The organism is Pseudomonas sp. ANT_H12B, assembly GCF_008369325.1.
In the GTDB taxonomy this organism is placed as follows: domain Bacteria; phylum Pseudomonadota; class Gammaproteobacteria; order Pseudomonadales; family Pseudomonadaceae; genus Aquipseudomonas.
This window is the reverse complement of record NZ_VOBI01000007.1, coordinates 198,269-211,644: the sequence shown is the minus strand read 5'-3', so window position 1 is coordinate 211,644 and position 13,376 is coordinate 198,269. Positions and strand designations below refer to the sequence as shown.

14 protein-coding genes are annotated in these 13,376 nt (G+C 59.4%); 9 read left to right on the top strand and 5 right to left on the bottom strand.

What is annotated here, in order from left to right:
• On the top strand, nt 1-1,158 hold the full coding sequence (locus FQ185_RS13560) for a phosphatidylserine/phosphatidylglycerophosphate/cardiolipin synthase family protein (protein WP_149417839.1): 1,158 nt from the start codon (nt 1-3) through the stop codon (nt 1,156-1,158).
• 126 nt (nt 1,159-1,284) lie between these two features.
• On the opposite strand, the gene bglX is transcribed toward FQ185_RS13560, so the two are convergent.
• Complete coding sequence (gene bglX, locus FQ185_RS13555; protein ID WP_149417838.1) at nt 1,285-3,576, bottom strand: beta-glucosidase BglX; 2,292 nt, start codon at nt 3,574-3,576, stop codon at nt 1,285-1,287.
• A gap of 238 nt (nt 3,577-3,814) precedes the next feature.
• Here bglX and FQ185_RS13550 point away from each other — a divergent pair, with 238 nt between their 5' ends.
• The 4 genes from FQ185_RS13550 (at nt 3,815) to FQ185_RS13535 (ending at nt 7,261) form a co-directional block, all read left to right on the top strand.
• Nucleotides 3,815-4,426 carry a LemA family protein gene (locus FQ185_RS13550; protein WP_149417837.1) on the top strand — a complete coding sequence of 204 codons (612 nt, stop codon included), beginning with the start codon at nt 3,815-3,817 and terminating at the stop codon, nt 4,424-4,426.
• Between the two features lie 43 nt (nt 4,427-4,469).
• Nucleotides 4,470-5,228, top strand: a complete 759-nt coding sequence (locus tag FQ185_RS13545; RefSeq protein ID WP_149417836.1) for a YgcG family protein — start codon at nt 4,470-4,472, stop codon at nt 5,226-5,228.
• A gap of 43 nt (nt 5,229-5,271) precedes the next feature.
• Nucleotides 5,272-5,889, top strand: coding sequence for a TPM domain-containing protein (locus FQ185_RS13540; protein WP_149417835.1), 618 nt, complete (start codon nt 5,272-5,274; stop codon nt 5,887-5,889).
• Nucleotides 5,890-6,043: 154 nt separating this feature from the next.
• A complete protein-coding gene (locus FQ185_RS13535) occupies nt 6,044-7,261 on the top strand; it encodes an SAM-dependent methyltransferase (protein WP_149417834.1) in 1,218 nt (405 codons plus the stop codon).
• On the opposite strand, the gene FQ185_RS13530 is transcribed toward FQ185_RS13535, so the two are convergent.
• Nucleotides 7,249-8,160 (bottom strand): DMT family transporter, encoded by a 912-nt coding sequence (locus FQ185_RS13530; RefSeq protein WP_149417833.1) that lies wholly within the window; start codon nt 8,158-8,160, stop codon nt 7,249-7,251. The genes FQ185_RS13535 and FQ185_RS13530 overlap by 13 nt on opposite strands.
• Before the next feature lie 212 nt (nt 8,161-8,372).
• Between FQ185_RS13530 and FQ185_RS13525 the strand changes: the two genes are divergently transcribed.
• Genes FQ185_RS13525 through FQ185_RS13515 form a run of 3 tightly spaced genes read left to right on the top strand, consistent with a single transcriptional unit; the run spans nt 8,373 to nt 9,676 of the window.
• Nucleotides 8,373-8,954 (top strand): DJ-1/PfpI family protein, encoded by a 582-nt coding sequence (locus FQ185_RS13525; RefSeq protein ID WP_149417832.1) that lies wholly within the window; start codon nt 8,373-8,375, stop codon nt 8,952-8,954.
• A gap of 14 nt (nt 8,955-8,968) precedes the next feature.
• Nucleotides 8,969-9,274 carry a ribbon-helix-helix domain-containing protein gene (locus FQ185_RS13520; RefSeq protein WP_007935755.1) on the top strand — a complete coding sequence of 102 codons (306 nt, stop codon included), beginning with the start codon at nt 8,969-8,971 and terminating at the stop codon, nt 9,272-9,274.
• Nucleotides 9,275-9,331: 57 nt separating this feature from the next.
• Entirely contained in the window at nt 9,332-9,676 is a 345-nt protein-coding gene (locus tag FQ185_RS13515) for a YegP family protein (RefSeq protein ID WP_149417831.1), read from the top strand.
• Nucleotides 9,677-9,807: 131 nt separating this feature from the next.
• On the opposite strand, the gene FQ185_RS13510 is transcribed toward FQ185_RS13515, so the two are convergent.
• A complete protein-coding gene (locus tag FQ185_RS13510; protein ID WP_149417830.1) occupies nt 9,808-10,695 on the bottom strand; it encodes a dihydrodipicolinate synthase family protein in 888 nt (295 codons plus the stop codon).
• 29 nt (nt 10,696-10,724) lie between these two features.
• Nucleotides 10,725-11,507 (bottom strand): aldolase, encoded by a 783-nt coding sequence (locus tag FQ185_RS13505; RefSeq protein WP_149417829.1) that lies wholly within the window; start codon nt 11,505-11,507, stop codon nt 10,725-10,727.
• Nucleotides 11,508-11,666: 159 nt separating this feature from the next.
• Between FQ185_RS13505 and FQ185_RS13500 the strand changes: the two genes are divergently transcribed.
• The gene (locus FQ185_RS13500; RefSeq protein WP_149417828.1) at nt 11,667-12,209 is read left to right on the top strand and encodes a helix-turn-helix domain-containing protein; all 543 of its coding nucleotides are present in this window, start codon (nt 11,667-11,669) and stop codon (nt 12,207-12,209) included.
• A 51-nt stretch (nt 12,210-12,260) separates the two neighbouring features.
• Here FQ185_RS13500 and FQ185_RS13495 read toward each other — a convergent pair whose 3' ends face one another.
• Nucleotides 12,261-13,280: a DUF4917 family protein gene (locus tag FQ185_RS13495; RefSeq protein ID WP_149417827.1), complete on the bottom strand. Its 1,020-nt coding sequence runs from the start codon at nt 13,278-13,280 to the stop codon at nt 12,261-12,263.
• Nucleotides 13,281-13,376 lie beyond the last annotated feature (96 nt).

The following is a 13,376-nucleotide window of genomic DNA, read 5'->3' as shown; positions in this document are numbered from 1 at the left end:
ATGGCAGGTGCAATCTTTCCTTGGCGCGAAGGTAACCACTTCGAGCTGCTGATCGACGGGCCGCAGTTCTTTCCGCGCATGTTGGTCGCGATTGCTCGCGCCGAAGAACAGGTCGAACTGGAGCTGTACCTGGTGGAGGCGGGTGCCTGCGCCGAGGCCATGGTTCAGGCGTTGGTCCAGGCTGCCGAACGCGGTGTGCGCGTGCGCTGCCTGTTCGATGACTACGGCAGTCTCGCGTTCACCTTGACCCTGCGTCAGCGTTTGATAGCGGCGGGTGTGGAACTGCGTTTCTACAATCGTCTGAGCTGGCGACGCTGGGTCGGCAACTTCTACCGCGATCATCGCAAGCTGTTGCTGGTCGATCAGAGCATGGCCGTGGTGGGCGGCACCGGGGTCACCGATGAGTTCTGGACGCCGGGTGAAGACACCAGCGAATGGCACGAGGTGATGGTGGAAATCACCGGTCCCTTGGTCATCGACTGGCAGTTGCTGTTCGACCGCCAATGGATCGCCAACCGTCATCGGCGCGCCTGGAAACCCGCTGCGCATTTCGGCTTGCCGCGCCTGCCGCGAGTGCCATCGACGGGCGTCGGCATGGGCCGGGTGGCTTATGCCGACGCCCGCCAGCATCGCGATATTCTGCAATCGCTGATCCGCGCGTTGAACAGCGGCCAGCAGCGGATCTGGCTGGCGACACCGTATTTCCTGCCGACCTGGAAAGTTCGTCGCTCACTGCGCCGGGCCGCTGACCGGGGTGTCGATGTGCGCCTGTTGCTGACCGGACCACGCACCGATCACCCGTCGGTGCGCTACGCCGGGCATCGCTACTACCCGCGATTGCTCAAGGCCGGGGTGAAGATCTTCGAGTACCAGCCGTGTTTCCTGCATTTGAAAATGGTCTTGATCGACGACTGGGTGAGCATCGGCTCGTGCAATTTCGATCATTGGAATTTGCGCTTCAACCTGGAAGCCAACCTTGAGGCGCTGGACCCGGGGCTGACGCGTGCGGTGGCGGCAAGTTTCGAGAAGGACTTTGCGCTGAGTCAGGAAGTCAGCCTGGAGGCATGGCAACGCCGACCGTTGTGGCGGCGGGTGAAGCAAAGGATTTGGGGATGGGTGGATCGGCTGGTGGTGAATCTGCTGGATCGACGGGGCTGAGCACAATCTCCGAAAACACTGAAATCTAATGTGGGAGTGAGCCTGCTCGCGATGGCGGCATAACATTCTACAAAGATGCTGAATGTTATGGCCTCATCGCGAGCAGGCTCGCTCCCACAGTTTTATTTACAGCAACTCGAAGCTCTGTTGCGTCACGTCCTGTGAATCCAGGCCGATCTGCACGTTGAACTTGCCCGGTTCCGCACCGTACTTGAGTTGGGCGTTGAAAAACTTCAGGTCGTCCTCGGTGATGGTGAAACGCACGACTTTCTGTTCGCCGGCCTTGAGCAGCACTTTCTGGAAGTTCTTCAGTTCCTTGATCGGCCGGATCATCGAGCCGGTCACGTCCTGGATGTACAACTGCACCACGGTTTCGCCGTCCCGCTTGCCGGTGTTTTTCAGCATGACGCTGGCGTCGAGCTTGCCGGTTTTGTTCAGGGTGGTCGACGACAGCGCCATGTCGCTCAGGCTGAAATCGGTGTAGCTCAGACCGAAGCCAAACGGGAACAGCGGCCCGGTCGTGTCATCGAAATACTGCGAGGTGTAGTTGCCCGGTTTGCCCGGCGTGAATGGCCGACCAATGCTCAGGTGGTTGTAGTAGGTCGGGATCTGACCCACCGAGCGCGGGACGCTGATCGGCAGTTTGCCCGATGGGTTGTAGTCGCCGAACAGTACGTCGGCGATGGCGTTGCCGCCTTCGGTGCCGCTGAACCAGGTTTCCAGGATCGCGTCAGCCTGTTCCTTCTCTTCGAGAATCGACAGCGGACGGCCGTTCATCAACACCAGTACCAACGGTTTGCCGGTGGCTTTCAGGGCGCGAATCAGCGCTCGCTGGTTTTCCGGGATGTTCAGGTCGGTGCGGCTCGACGACTCGTGCGACATGCCACGGGATTCGCCGACAGCGGCCACAACCACATCGGCATCCTTGGCGGCTTTCACCGCTTCATCGATCAACACGTCCGCCGAGCGTGGATCGTCCACCACTTCCGGGGCGTCGAAGTTGAGGAAGTTCAGGTAATCCAGGACCTTCTTGTCGCTGGTGATGTTGGCGCCACGGGCATAGATCAGCGTCGATTGCGCACCCAGTGCAGTGGTCATGCCGTCGAACAGGGTGACCGATTGCGCCGGACGGCCTGCGGCGGCCCAACTGCCCATCATGTCGATCGGAGCCTTGGCCAGCGGACCGACCAGAGCGATTTTCGCGGTTTTCTTCAGCGGCAGGGTTTCGCCCCGGTTCTTCAGCAAGACCATGCTGCGGCGCGCGACGTCACGGGCCTCGGCGCGGTGCAGACGGCTTTCGGCATAGGTGTCGACCGGGTCATCCTCAGCCTTGCCGATGCGCAGGTACGGGTCCTTGAACAGGCCCATGTCGTACTTGGCGTCGAGCACCGCACGCACCGCGTTATCGATGTCGCTCTGCTGGATCTCACCGGCCTTCAGCAGCCCTGGCAGTTCTTTGCCGTAGAGCGTGTCGTTCATGCTCATGTGGATGCCGGCCTTGATTGCCAGCTTCGCCGCTTCGCGACCGTCACGGGCAACGCCGTGTTTGATCAGCTCGAAAATCGCCCCGTGGTCGCTGACCGCCAGGCCTTTGAAGCCCCATTGCGTGCGCAACAGGTCGTTCATCAGCCAGGTGTCGGCGGTGGCCGGCACGCCGTTGATCGAGTTCAGCGCGACCATCACCCCGCCAGCACCGGCGTCGATAGCCGCACGGTACGGTGGCAGGTAGTCCTGGAACATCTTGACCGGGCTCATGTCGACGACGTTGTAGTCGCGCCCGCCCTCGACCGCGCCGTACAGGGCAAAGTGTTTGACGCTGGCCATGATGCTGTCGGCCGCGTTCGCGCCCGTGCCCTGGAACGCCTTGACCATCACGCCGGCAATGCGCGAAACCAGATACGTGTCTTCGCCGAAGCCTTCGGACGTGCGGCCCCAGCGCGGGTCGCGGGAGATGTCGACCATCGGCGCGAAGGTAATGTCGAGGCTGTCAGCCGCGGCTTCCTTGGCGGCGATGCGCCCGGACAGGCCGATGGCGTCCATGTCCCAACTCGAGGCCAGGGCAATCGGGATCGGGAAAATGGTCCGGTGACCGTGGATCACGTCGTAGGCGAAGAACATCGGGATCTTCAACCGGCTGCGCATGGCCGCGTCCTGCATCGGACGGTTTTCCGGGCGGGTGATCGAGTTGAACGTGCCGCCGATGTTGCCGGCTGCGATTTCCTTGCGGATCATCTCCCGAGGCATTTCCGGGCCGATGCTGATCAGGCGCAACTGGCCGATCTTTTCATCGAGGGTCATTTGCTTCATCAGGTTGCTGATGAAGGCGTCCTTGTTTTCCAGAGGTGCGGGCGTCGTGGCGGCCAGTACGTTATGACTGGCCAGGCTGACGAACAGGCCCAGCAAACACAGCTTCTTCATGAATAGTTTTCTCAAAAGCCTAAACGGCAGTGAATACGCGCCGGTCAGCCAAAATTTAGGGAGCGACTATTGTTGTTCAGGTAAATGCATGCACACTTGCGCAGTGTGTTAGCGCAGGGGCATCTTTTAGCCCATTGGCGCGATGCAATCCAGTGGCGGCGGCAGATTATGCCCGAAGAGCCGGGTTCAAAGTTCGAAGGTTGTTTTTCAACGGAATGTGCAAGGGAGCATCAACCAGATGAATGTACGACACCACTATCGGTCGAGCCTGCAGGTTGCAGCCTTGATGTTGCTGACCACACTGCTGGCCGGCTGCGGCATCAACACCATCCCGACCCTCGACGAACAGGCCAAGGCCGCCTGGGGCCAGGTGCAGAACCAGTACCAGCGCCGCGCCGACCTGATTCCCAACCTGGTGGAAACCGTCAAGGGCTACGCCCAGCATGAGCAAGAAACCCTGACTGCGGTGATCGAAGCCCGGGCCAAGGCCACGTCCATTCAGGTGGATGCCAGCACGCTGGACAATCCAGAAAAGCTCAAGCAGTTCCAGCAGGCCCAGGATCAGTTGACCGGTGCCTTGAGCCGTTTGATGGTGGTGTCCGAGCGTTACCCGGACCTCAAGGCCAATCAGAATTTCCTCGCGTTGCAATCGCAACTTGAAGGCACCGAGAACCGCATCGCCGTGGCGCGTCGTGACTTCATTCTCGCGGTGCAGAAATACAACACAGAACTGCGCACCTTCCCGGGGCGCCTGTGGCATACCGTGATGTACAGCGATCTGCCGATCCGCGAAACCTTCGAGGCCACCAGCCCCGATGCGCAAAAAGCGCCAGAAGTGAAATTCAAGTAAGTACCGGGATGGGTTTGAAGCGTCACCACGGATGAGGTTGCCAATGCGCGTGTTGAAAGTTGGTCTGGTGCTGTTGTTGTGGGTGTTTGCCCTGACGGCCCAGGCTGAGTTGAAGTTTCCGGAACTGACCGGACGGGTGGTCGATAACGCCCAGATGATCGAGCCGTCGGTGCGCGAGCAGCTGACGCAACAGCTCCAGGCCCATGAAAAAGCCACCGGTGAGCAACTGGTTGTGGTGACGTTGCCGGGCTTGCAGGGTGCCGACATTGCAGACTTCGGTTACCAACTGGGGCGCTACTGGGGCATCGGTCAGAAGGATAAAAACACCGGTGCATTGCTGATCGTCGCGCGTGACGAGCGCAAGCTGCGGATCGAGGTCGGTTATGGTCTGGAGGATCGCCTGACCGATGCGCAGAGTTCGGTGATCATCAATCAGGTGATCACCCCGGCATTCAAGAGCGGCAACTTCAGCAAGGGCATCAGCGACGGGGTCGCGGCGATGCTGGTGGTGTTGGGCGGCAACCCGTTGGATGAACCTTCCACTGCGTATGAATCGCGTGGCGATCAGGACAGTGACTTCCTTTCGCGTCATCCTGGTGTATTGGTGTTTATGGTGATGCTGTTCATCCTGACGATTTTCGTCTGCCAGATGCTCGGGATCTTGCCCAGCGGCGGCGGTAGCGGTCGTGGCGGTTCGAGCGGCGGCTTCGGTGGTGGAGGTTTTGGCGGCGGCGGTGGAGGCGGGGGCTTCAGCGGCGGCGGGGGCAGTTTCGGCGGCGGCGGTTCGTCGGGCGGCTGGTGATCACTCTGCGGGTAATAACAATAGCGAGCAGGCATTCATAAACATGGCATTACTGACTGAACATGAACAACGCAAAGTTGCCGAGGCGATTGCCCGGGTCGAACGCGATACGGACGCCGAACTGGTGACCGTGCTCGCAGCCCGCGCCGACGACTATGTGTACATTCCGCTGCTCTGGGCCAGCCTGCTGGCGCTGGTGGTGCCGGGTGTCGTGCATTACCTGACGGGCTGGCTGACCATGCACAGCCTGCTGCTGGCGCAATGGATCACGTTCATCGTGCTGTGCCTGTTGTTCCGGATTCCGAAAGTCACCACGCATCTGATTCCGCGATCGGTCCGCCACTGGCGCGCGTCCAACCTGGCGCGCCGACAGTTTCTGGAGCAAAACCTGCACCACACGGTGGGCAGCACCGGCATGCTGATTTTCGTCTCCGAGGCTGAGCGTTATGTGGAGATTCTGGTGGATGAAGGGATCTCAACGCGCCTGGATAACAAGAACTGGGACGCGATCGTCGCCGCGTTTACGCAACAGGTGAAACAGGGGCAGACGTTGCAGGGGTTTGTGTCCTGCGTAGAGGCATGCGGTGAGTTGCTCAAGGTGCATGTGCCGGTGACGCACGTGCGCAATGAGTTGCCGAATCGGTTGGTGGTGTTGGGCTGATCTCAGCAGCGAAGCATCCCCTGTAGCAGCCGGACGCAGGCTTCGTCAGCTGCTACAGATCGCACCGTTCGGGAAATTACCCGTGCCCTCAATCCCCATCCCCCCTAAAATACCCGCCATTCCCCGATCCGCACCGCCCGAGGCCGTTTTTCCCATGTCTGTCACCGCCACTCCCGCCAGCCTCGCGCCGGATCATCACGCCCAGTTCATTGACCTGCTGCAAACCAGCCTTGACCAGAATGCGTTCATCAAATTGGTGCTGGCCAAGTACGTCGGCACTGAAGCGGACTTGCAGCGGCTGATCATCAAGCAGCTGACAGTCAAGGATCAGCCCTGCCTGTCCTTCGTCTACCGCTACAAGACCCGCGACATCACCAAGAACCTGCCGATTGCCGAAGGCGTGGCGACCATCGCTGCGCTGCTGCCGGCATCGTTCAAGAATGCGCATTTACTGTCGCTCACTGACGAAGCCCAGCTCGAATACAGCAAAAAGGGCAAATCTTCGCTGTTCAAGAGCAAACCTCAGCAATTGCGTGAGGTGCCGTCCGCTGAGCATAACCGCGAGAAGAACCGCTTTCTCGACCTGAGCCGGTCGTTCCTGGCCGACCTTGGTGTGACGAACAGCAAGCACGAGCTGATCCCGGCGATGTCGCGCAAGTGGAAGCAGATCAACAAATTCATCGAAGTCTTCAGCCACGCGTTGACCACCTCGCCGCTGGCGCTGGACAAACCGGTGCAGGTGGCGGACTTCGGTTCGGGCAAGGGTTACCTGACGTTCGCGATCCACGACTACTTGCGCAATACTTTGAAAGCCGAAGGTGTCGTGACAGGCGTCGAGTTGCGCGAAGAAATGGTCAATCTGTGCAACGCCGCGGCTGAAAAACTGGAGCATCCGGGGTTGGTGTTCAAATGCGGTGACGTACGCAGCGTGGCGCCGAGTGAGCTGGACGTGATGATCGCGCTGCATGCCTGCGACATCGCCACCGATTATGCGATTCACACCGGCATTCGTTCCGGCGCTTCGATCATCATGTGCTCGCCGTGCTGCCACAAGCAGATCCGCCTGCAAATCCAGAGCCCGGCACTGCTCAAGCCGATGCTGCAATACGGTTTGCACTTGGGCCAACAGGCGGAAATGGTCACCGACAGTTTGCGTGCGTTGTTCCTGGAAGCCTGCGGTTATGAGACCAAGGTCTTTGAGTTCATTTCGCTGGACCACACCAACAAGAACAAGATGATCCTGGCGGTCAAACGCGCCGAGCCGGTTGACCCGTCTCAGCTGTTGGTGAAGATCCAGGCGCTGAAGGATTTCTATCACATCAGCGAACATTGCCTGGAAACCCTGCTGCGGTCAGACGGTTATTTAGCCTGAATTCCCGGTGGTAACGTGCCCGGTTGCGCCGGGCGCACGCTGGTCTTGCGTCCCAACATCACCGTCACGATCACCCCGGCGGCAAACAGCCAGGTGATCGGCTCGATGTGTTCACCGAAGAACAGCGCCGAAAACGCGATGGTGAAGAAGATCTGCAGCAACTGGATCTGACTGACCCGGGCAATCCCCCCCATGGCCAGCCCGGCGTACCAGGCGAAGAACCCGATGAACTGCGAAAACAGCGAGACGTAACCGAAGGCCCACCAGGTCTTGGCCGAAATCTCGCCCTGATGTTGCAGCGCCAGGTACACCACCGGCCCGATCAGCAACGGTGTCGACAGGACCAGTGCCCAGCAGATTACCTGCCAGCCACCCATCTCTTTGGCCAACCGGCCACCTTCGGCATAACCCAGGCCGCCCGCGGCAATTGCGCCGAGCATCAGCAAATCACCGGCCTGAATGCTGCCGGCACCGCTGATCAGCGCGTAACCGAGCACCAGCGCACTGCCCAGCGCGGCGCAGGCCCAGAAGGCTTTCGACGGCCGTTCATGGGACAACCACGCGGCGTACAGCGCGACGCACAACGGCTGTAAGCCGTTGACCAGCGCACCGTGAGACGCCGGCAAGGTTTGCATGGCCCAGGCTGACAAGACCGGGAAGCCGAGGATCACCCCGGCAATCACCAGGGTCAGGCCTTTGACCTGTTTCCAGGTTGGCCATTTTTCACGGCGCCACAGCAACAGCAACGCTGCCGGAACTGCCGCGAACAGCGCACGGCCCAGGCCGTTGAGCAGCGGATGGAGTTCTTGCACGACGATCCGTGTGAAGGGCAGGGTGAGGCTGAAGATCACAACGCCGAGCAGGCCCAGGGCCATGCCGGTGTTTTCGCGCGAGGACATGATGGCAACCAGAATCGAGGGTGGCAGGAAGACCTTCATCTAGCCATAAACTGTGCAGGCTGCTCTGTTACAGCTAGGCACAGAGTTATCCGTACAGTTTGAGGACGCCATCGCGGTCCTTCAGGTAGTAACTGGTTATTACCCGCCCCTGCGGATAAGGACTACCTTGAATACTCCTACATGCCCATGTATTTCCCAGAGGAGTCCTCCCCATGGCGGCTAAAAAAATTCTGATGCTGGTCGGCGATTACGTCGAAGACTACGAAGTGATGGTGCCTTTCCAGGCATTGCTGATGGTCGGCCACACGGTGCACGCCGTTTGCCCGGACAAAACCGCCGGCCAGACCGTGCGCACGGCAATCCATGATTTCGAAGGCGACCAGACCTACAGTGAAAAACCCGGCCACCTGTTTGCCCTGAACTTCGATTTCGCCAAGGTCGCTGAAGCCGACTACGACGCCCTGTTGATCCCGGGCGGTCGTGCGCCGGAATACCTGCGCCTGAACGAAAAAGTCCTGGATCTGGTGCGAGCGTTCGACAAGGCCGGCAAACCGATCGCCGCCGTGTGTCACGGCGCGCAATTGCTGGCGGCGGCGGGGATTCTCGAAGGTCGTGAGTGCAGCGCTTACCCGGCCTGTGCCCCGGAAGTGCGCCTGGCGGGCGGTACGTTCATCGATATCCCGGTGACGGAAGGTCACGTACAAGGCAATCTGGCCACTGCGCCGGCCTGGCCTGCACACCCGAGCTGGCTGGCCGGTTTCCTCGGGTTGCTGGGCACCAAAATCACGCTGTAACGAGGGACGTTTTCATGTGCGAGCTCTACGTCAAAGCCGATCCGATTCTCTACGAATCGCGCTCCCGCTCGCTGCGCATCTGCGGGGTGGTCACCACCCTGCGGCTGGAGAATCAGTTCTGGGACATCCTCAGCGAAATCGCCGAGGTCGACGGCATGACCACCAACCAATTGATCGCCAAGCTGTATGAAGAGGTGATGGATTACCGCGGCGAGGTGGTGAATTTCGCCTCGTTTTTGCGGGTCAGCTGTATGCGATACCTGAGCCAGCGACGCGTGCAGGCACCGGAGTTATCGGTGGTGCGCGCGGTGGTGAAGTAGGGCAGGTTGGTCTTTACTCTGAAGCGCGAAACCTCTCAATTGCCAAGGAGAAACAGCATGTCTGGATGGTATGAAGTGAGCAAAAGCAGCAATGGTCAGTTCAAATTTGTACTGAAGGCCGCCAACGCGGAAACCATTCTGACCAGCGAGCTGTACACCACCCGCGCTGCCGCTGACAAAGGCATCGCGTCGGTTCAGAGCAACAGCCCGAAGGATGACCGCTACGAGAAGAAAACCACCAAGGATGGCCATCCTTACTTCAACCTCAAGGCCGGTAACCACGAGATCATCGGTAGCAGCGAGGCTTACGCCTCGGCTGCCGCAATGGATAAAGGCATCGCCAGCGTAAAGGCCAACGGACCAACCACGGTGATCAAGGACAAGACCCTGCCGGTGCTTTGAGCCCCGATACAAATCTCCTGTGGGAGCGAGCCTGCTCGCGATAGCTGCTTAACATTCGACGAAGATGTTGAATGTCAGGCCGCCATCGCGAGCAGGCTCGCTCCCACATTGGTTTTGTATGTGGCTTGAGATCAGCGCAATGCTTTTAGCAAGGTTTGTAATTGATCGAGGCCAGCCTCGCCGAGTGGAAATACCGGCAACCGCGGATCGCCCACTTCCAGTCCGGTGGCACGCAAACCGGCCTTGATCGTCGCCGGCAAGCCACCCTTGAGGATGAAGTCCAGCAGCGGCAACTGGCGATAGAACAGTTCACGGGCCTTGCCCAGATCGTTGGCCAATACGGCTTCATACAAATCAAGATTGAGCTGCGGAATCAAGTTCGGCGCCGCCGTGCACCAGCCTTTCGCGCCAGCCGCAAACGCCTCCAGCGCCAGCGGATTGCAGCCGTTGTAGAACGGCACCTGACCTTCGCCCAACCGTTGCAGCTGGTGCATGCGCTGGATGTCGCCGGTGCTTTCCTTGACCATCGTCACGTTGTCCACGGCATTGAAAATCCGCAGGATCAACTCCACCGACATGTCGGTGCCGCTGGTGGCCGGGTTGTTGTAGAGCATGATCGGCACGCCGATGCTCTCACCGATGGCGCGGTAGTGGGCGAGGATTTCTGCTTCGCTGAGTTTCCAGTAGGACGTCGGCAACACCATCACCACGTCGGCGCCATGAGCTTCGGCGAAACGTGCCCGGCGCACTGCTTTGGCGGTGGTCAGGTCAGACACGCTGACGATGGTCGGCACACGCTTGGCCACGTGTTTGATGCTGAATTCGCTGACCTGATCCCACTCCGCGTCGCTCAGGTAAGCACCTTCGCCGGTGCTGCCCAGCGGGGCGATGGAGTGGACGCCGCTGTCGATCAGGCGATCGATGGAGCGCCCGAGCGCTTCGAGATCGACGCCTTCGCCATTGGCGGTGAAAGGGGTGATGGTGTAACCGATGATGCCGTGAATGGTTGGGGTCGACATGGCGACTCTCCTCTTGAAATTGAGTGGGTTCAGTTCAGGCAATCAGCGTGTTGGCGCAGGTTCTGCCGAGCGTAATAGTTGAACGCGGCGGCGTGGCGTTTAGGCTTGCAAATCCAGTCATGGGCTTCACGACCCAACTCCGGCAGGATCGGTTTGATCGTTCCCGCCGCCATGGCCAACAACTGCAACTTGGCCGCGCGTTCAATCAATTGCGCAATGACACAGGCTTCTTCGATGGTCGCGCCTGTGGACAATTGGCCGTGGTGCGAAAGCAGAATCGCTCGTTTGTCGCCCAAGGCACCGGCAATCAGCTCGCCTTCTTCGTTGCCGACCGGCACGCCCGGCCAGCCTTCGAGAAACGCGCAGTCGTCGTAGAGCGGGCAGAGGTCCATGTGGGAAATCTGCAGAGGCACTTCGAGCATCGACAAGGCTGCGATGTGGGTCGGATGCGTGTGAATGATGCAGTTCACGTCGGGCCGCGCGCGGTACACCCAGCTGTGGAAACGGTTGGCCGGGTTGGGCATGCCGTGGCCTTCAAGCACGTCCAGGTCTTCGTTGACCAACAGCAGATTGCCCGCGGTGATCTCGTCGAAACCCAGGCCCAGTCGTTGAGTGTAGTAGGTGCCCGGTTGCGGGCCGCGGGCGGTAATCTGCCCGGCCAGGCCGGAGTCGTGGCCGTTTTCGAACAGAATCCGGCAGGTCAGGGCCAGCTTTTGCCGGTCGGTCCACGTATTATCCGCCAGGGTATTTTGCATCTGGGTCAGCGCTTGCTTGACCAGTTGCTCTTTGGGTAGTGCTAAGGTCTTGGCCATATCGGTGTCCTTTGGTTGTTCAATGGACGTCGGGTTTGCCTTTCACTCGTTGCTCGCAAGGTCATGGGTGAATGCAAATGACACAAAAGATGCTATATGACACAAAGTGTCATTTGCAAGGGCCCTATCATCGTCTCCTTGATGGATTAATCGCTCTACATGTCTATCCGTTTGAAATTACTGAGAAAAAAACTCGGCGTGACACTGGAGGCCTTGGCCGAAAAATCCGGTATGACCAAGAGTTATCTGTCGAAAATCGAACGCGGGCTGAACACGCCGTCGATCGCCGCCGCCCTGAAACTGGCCAAGGCGCTGAACGTGAAGGTCGAGGAGTTGTTCTCTGAAGACAACGTCAGCCTCGACAGCTACAGCCTGGTGCGCAGCGATGAGCGTCAGTCTCTGGGGGCCAACGATGAAAGCCCGGGTTACGCGGTGCTGGCCCATCAGGTCAGTGAACGCGGCCTGCTGCCGTTCATGATTTACCCGCCGACCGAGTTTGCCGACAAGACTTTCAAGGAGCATTTGGGCGAGGAGTTTCTGTTCGTGCATGAGGGACAGGTGGAAGTGGACTTCATGAACGAGCGGGTGCTGCTCAATCGTGGGGACGCGCTGCATTTCAACGCGCAGAAACCGCACCGGATACGGTCAGTGGGAGAGGTTCAGGCGCAGTTGCTGGTGGTGGTGCATAGCGCCGAAGAATGACTTCAACTGTGATCGTTCCCACGCTCAGCGTGGGAACGATCTTTACAGTCTTCAGACCTCGACAGGAACCGTAAGCTTCGGGCTGCCCAACGCATGCGTCTTCGAATCAAAAAATCGCAACTCACTCCCGGTTCCCTCAAACACCTTCGCGTAATGGCGCTTCTGATGCTGGATGAACGCCTTGCTGCGCGGATAAATCGAGATCGCCACCACCGTGGGTTTTGCCTGGCGCAACGCATGAATGATGTGGCTGTCCTGCTCACCCAGGGCATGACCGAAGAGGCACAACCCGCCGCCATGGCCCAGTAACTGGTCGTAGCAGAACGACAGATAATCCGAGCTTCGAATGGTCTTGAGCTTGTCTTGAGCCGGGCCTTCGTTGACGAACAGCGGCACGTCGTCGAGGGTCTTGATCGTATTGTTGATCGCGAAACTGCCGAGCAACGTGCCCTCGGTCGACATCAGTTTGCGCGCCGTGCCGTCCTGATTGCGCACCAGATGCAAGCCACCGTGCAGGTACAGCAAGCAAGTTTTATCGGTCGACTTGGCGCTCAGATCAAAACCCGGCTCGGCACCCTGGAACAGGTCGGTGATCGCGTCCGGCTGATGCTGGATCGCCCAATAGTTGAGCAAGTCGTAGTTGGTGGTAAATACCGTCCGATAGGTGCCCAGCTCCTGACTGATCTTCGCCAGCGTCGAAGGCACCACCAGCCGCCACGGGATGTGCACCGCGTGCACGGTGTTGATCAGCGCTTCCTTGATCGCGTAGTAGCGATTGCGCGGCGCGGCAGAGCTGACGGCCAGGGCCTTGTTGACCCGGCTGGTGGTTTTCAGCGCACTGAGTACCTGTTCGAAACTGCGTGTCTGCATCGCCTCGAACACGCTCAGTTCGGACTGGCCCAGGGGTTTTTCTTCTACGGTACGGGCGTTTTCGAACAGCGAGTCGTAGCCGAAATCATCCCATACCGCGCGACTGGCGCCATTGCCCACCAGCAGGCCGCCGAACGAAGCGGTGGTGCGCAAGACGTTCCAGTCTTCAAGCTGGGCATCAACATCCTGGAAATCGGTCATTGCGATCAAAGTCTCGAAGCAAAAGGTCTGATGGGCGGCGACTTTATCACGACCAGGACTTGAGCCAGATCAAGTTACTGCGTGAGCGATAGGTCG

Excerpts from the sequence above, each read along its gene's own strand:
- FQ185_RS13560 (WP_149417839.1), top strand. The coding sequence starts at position 1 with ATGGCAGGTGCAATCTTTCCTTGGCGCGAAGGTAACCACTTCGAGCTG.
- bglX (WP_149417838.1), bottom strand. The coding sequence starts at position 3,576 with ATGAAGAAGCTGTGTTTGCTGGGCCTGTTCGTCAGCCTGGCCAGTCAT.
- FQ185_RS13550 (WP_149417837.1), top strand. The coding sequence starts at position 3,815 with ATGAATGTACGACACCACTATCGGTCGAGCCTGCAGGTTGCAGCCTTG.
- FQ185_RS13545 (WP_149417836.1), top strand. The coding sequence starts at position 4,470 with ATGCGCGTGTTGAAAGTTGGTCTGGTGCTGTTGTTGTGGGTGTTTGCC.
- FQ185_RS13540 (WP_149417835.1), top strand. The coding sequence starts at position 5,272 with ATGGCATTACTGACTGAACATGAACAACGCAAAGTTGCCGAGGCGATT.
- FQ185_RS13535 (WP_149417834.1), top strand. The coding sequence starts at position 6,044 with ATGTCTGTCACCGCCACTCCCGCCAGCCTCGCGCCGGATCATCACGCC.
- FQ185_RS13530 (WP_149417833.1), bottom strand. The coding sequence starts at position 8,160 with ATGTCCTCGCGCGAAAACACCGGCATGGCCCTGGGCCTGCTCGGCGTT.
- FQ185_RS13525 (WP_149417832.1), top strand. The coding sequence starts at position 8,373 with ATGGCGGCTAAAAAAATTCTGATGCTGGTCGGCGATTACGTCGAAGAC.
- FQ185_RS13520 (WP_007935755.1), top strand. The coding sequence starts at position 8,969 with ATGTGCGAGCTCTACGTCAAAGCCGATCCGATTCTCTACGAATCGCGC.
- FQ185_RS13515 (WP_149417831.1), top strand. The coding sequence starts at position 9,332 with ATGTCTGGATGGTATGAAGTGAGCAAAAGCAGCAATGGTCAGTTCAAA.
- FQ185_RS13510 (WP_149417830.1), bottom strand. The coding sequence starts at position 10,695 with ATGTCGACCCCAACCATTCACGGCATCATCGGTTACACCATCACCCCT.
- FQ185_RS13505 (WP_149417829.1), bottom strand. The coding sequence starts at position 11,507 with ATGGCCAAGACCTTAGCACTACCCAAAGAGCAACTGGTCAAGCAAGCG.
- FQ185_RS13500 (WP_149417828.1), top strand. The coding sequence starts at position 11,667 with ATGTCTATCCGTTTGAAATTACTGAGAAAAAAACTCGGCGTGACACTG.
- FQ185_RS13495 (WP_149417827.1), bottom strand. The coding sequence starts at position 13,280 with ATGACCGATTTCCAGGATGTTGATGCCCAGCTTGAAGACTGGAACGTC.